The following is a 2,811-nucleotide window of genomic DNA, read 5'->3' on the forward strand; positions in this document are numbered from 1 at the left end:
TGCTGGTACACGAAAGCAACGACACGGATTTGTGGATTGCCTACAACCGGGCCAGTGGCGCTCGCCTCTCCGCCATGGAACACCTGGTGCCCGAGCAAATGTTCTCAACGGAAGACAACCCTGCTCACGGTATTAGCGCAGTCAAGGCCATTCAGATTGCGGCTGCCGAAGGACAGAAAATCTGGACCATTACTCAAGCCAATCTTTCTACAGCACTGGCCGCGATTAACTTACCTTCCGCCGTTGAAAGCGATATTCGCAACTCGGTTTATGCTGGAATGGAAGTCACCGCTCATGAACAACCCGTGAACTTTTACGGCACCAGTCAGGTGGGATATATTGTACTGGACCCGGAAACCGGGGCCGGTGGGTATTTGATTGGCGGTGGGGAGAATGGGGGTTATATTGACACATCCTTTTTTGATGCTATGACTTGGGCTACTTTAACGATTGGTATTGCAGATGCCTTTAAATCACTTCTATTGGCCTCATCAGGGCCTGTAGGGATTGTATCTGGTTATTTTAATATTATCGCTTCAGTTATTTCGTTTGGATTAGCATGTGGAAATACTGCAGCATCTGCTGCCATTGCATTTATTTCAAGTGCTATGGCTATTCTTGCTCTAATACTATCCAATCCTGTTTTTGGAATTGCTGGATTTCTTGTTTCTATAGGAATTGCGATTATGATGCATGCAGCAGGTTTATATATAAGTTCAGTACTTGCAAGAGGATGTCGAGGATGACTGTGCCTGAATTCGAGGTTCAATCAATCAGGTATTCATTTAGTGACTGTCTGTTTGAATGGGGGCTGTGTGCTTTTTTCTCAGTTTTGACAATTCTATCTCTGGTTGGTATTTTTCCTTTGGCAGGGGCTTCGTTTGGTTTACTTGCATTGCTTGCCGCAGGTTTAATTGCTGTAAAGGTATCAATGACTCCTGAAGTGATTAGAGTTGTGAATGGTGATTTGCATTACTGTCAAGGGAAGTCAAAACAATTTAACTTTAAGAGTCATGATATCCAGAGTGTTTCATTTGAACATAACCTAGAAACCTTTCATAATAAATTGCTGGTTTTCAATTTCAAAGATGGAACAGAGTACTCAGTCCCTTATAAATATCTTAGTGATACTCAGCTTGATAAAGTGGTTGAGTATTATCGGGATAGAAAGGCTTTATAAGCTTTTAGTGAGTTTTTTTGATCTGAGTGTTGTATCTATATTGGTGGTAATCTCCACGTTCCACGTGGGAATGTTCATTCGTTGGGATGTCGCTCAGGAGCGTGGTCGCCTCTCCTCCATGGAACACCTGGTGCCCGAGCAAATGTTCTCGACGGAAGACAACCCTGCTCATGGCATCAGTGCCGTCAAAGCCCTTCAGCTTGCTGCTGCTGAAGGTCAGAAAATCTGGACGATCACTCAAGCCAACCTTTCTACAGCACTGGCCGCGATTAACTTACCTTCAGCCGTTGAAAGCGATATTCGTAACTCGGTTTATGCTGGAATGGAAGTCACCGATCATGAACAACCCGTGAACTTTTACGGTAGCAGTCAGGTGGGTTATATCGTACTGGACCCGGAAACCGGGGCAGGTGGGTATTTGATTGGCGGTGGGGAGAATGGGGGACGCTAGTTGAATTTGCGTTAGTTTTATGTTTTTTATTAGTTCTGCAGCGCTAGCGTTTATTGCGGCCCCATCATTTATTCTATTCGCTTCAATAGCATGGTTAAGTATTAATTTTTACTTTTGGCAGAATTCTTTGGGATCTGCAAAAAATTACGACCAGTTCAAACGAAATAATATAGTAGCCGCATTAGCGTTGTCCTTGGTTTTTTTGTATGCTGTGAATTTTGAAGTAGTAGCAATGATTGTGTTTGCAGATGTTTTTGCATTTATGTTGGGTTTTATATGATCAGGGTTTCTACTTGGTTGCTCTATTCACTTGCACTTTACTGGTGGTTTATTGATGAACCCAATCTTCTCCGTAAGTTTGGGTTGGTGTCAGGTGGGGCGTTGTTAGCTTTAATGTTTATTTTTTCTGTCAGGGTTTATTCATATCCAAGGTATGTAAAGACAAATGAAAAAAGCAGGATAATTGATTTCATTTCTGTTGCTTTGTCTTTTCTCTACCCATTGCTGATGATAACAGGGTGGGATTATCTCAATGAGGTATCTTTATCTTTTTCCATGTTGGGAGCATGTATATTTCTGTTTGATAAAGAAGGAGTTTGGTTTTGGGATCATCGCTGGGGAGATCTGAAATTCATGCCTGACTCCGGCAGCTTAAATGAAACTGATTATCGTCGAATTAAAAATTTATCATTGGGAGCTCTCTTGCTGCCTGTTCCTCTGTTTTTTCTGGCATCATTAATGCGTGGAGGGTGACTGTAGGGCCCAGGACAGCGTCATAAAACCACCAGTGTAGGTTGGAACCGGCATCACGTAGAGGCTGGTGTCGGTGTACAGCTTGCTGAGGCGCTGGTAGGTGTTGGTGATTTCATTTTTCTGGATAAACGACGCCGTTCTGCGCGACAGGACAAAGGGATAAACGGGACAGCCATGATAGTGGTATTCTGGAAATTCAAATACTCATTGGGTACCAGCCTGTATGGCCAGATGGGTAGTACGATGTTGACGATCAACAAGCCAACGGTTGAACTGGCCGGTAAAAAGCTGGCGCTCTCGTTTGCACCTGCAACGGATGCCGATGCTGAAACCATCGCCAGCTATCTGCCGCAGCCAGATGAAAACGACAATATCGATCCTGCGGATATTCCCGATACGCTACCGGGATACCTGATTCACCTTAACG

The 2,811-nt window shown here is 43.9% G+C and carries 4 protein-coding genes and 1 pseudogene; all 5 read left to right on the forward strand.

Annotation, left to right across the window (positions count from 1 at the left end; translation table 11 throughout):
- A pseudogene (locus WG929_RS20780) lies at positions 1-746 on the forward strand (transglutaminase-like domain-containing protein); the annotation flags it as partial.
- Positions 743-1,180 carry a DUF5381 family protein gene (locus WG929_RS20785; protein WP_416207594.1) on the forward strand — a complete coding sequence of 146 codons (438 nt, stop codon included), beginning with the start codon at positions 743-745 and terminating at the stop codon, positions 1,178-1,180. The pseudogene WG929_RS20780 and the gene WG929_RS20785, both read left to right, overlap by 4 nt.
- Positions 1,149-1,631: a hypothetical protein gene (locus WG929_RS20790; protein WP_416207595.1), complete on the forward strand. Its 483-nt coding sequence runs from the start codon at positions 1,149-1,151 to the stop codon at positions 1,629-1,631. The genes WG929_RS20785 and WG929_RS20790 overlap by 32 nt, the downstream gene beginning before the upstream one ends.
- A 276-nt stretch (positions 1,632-1,907) precedes the next feature.
- The gene (locus WG929_RS20795) at positions 1,908-2,384 is read left to right on the forward strand and encodes a hypothetical protein (protein WP_416207596.1); all 477 of its coding nucleotides are present in this window, start codon (positions 1,908-1,910) and stop codon (positions 2,382-2,384) included.
- 174 nt (positions 2,385-2,558) lie between these two features.
- Positions 2,559-2,811 (forward strand): hypothetical protein (locus WG929_RS20800; protein ID WP_416207597.1); only part of this gene is annotated, 253 nt, incomplete at its 3' end.

Source organism: Oceanobacter antarcticus, assembly GCF_044962685.1.
Lineage (GTDB): Bacteria > Pseudomonadota > Gammaproteobacteria > Pseudomonadales > Oceanobacteraceae > Oceanobacter > Oceanobacter antarcticus.

Bases quoted from the DNA above. Each gene is read 5' to 3' on its own strand.
- WG929_RS20785 (WP_416207594.1), top strand. From the start codon at position 743: ATGACTGTGCCTGAATTCGAGGTTCAATCAATCAGGTATTCATTTAGT.
- WG929_RS20795 (WP_416207596.1), top strand. From the start codon at position 1,908: ATGATCAGGGTTTCTACTTGGTTGCTCTATTCACTTGCACTTTACTGG.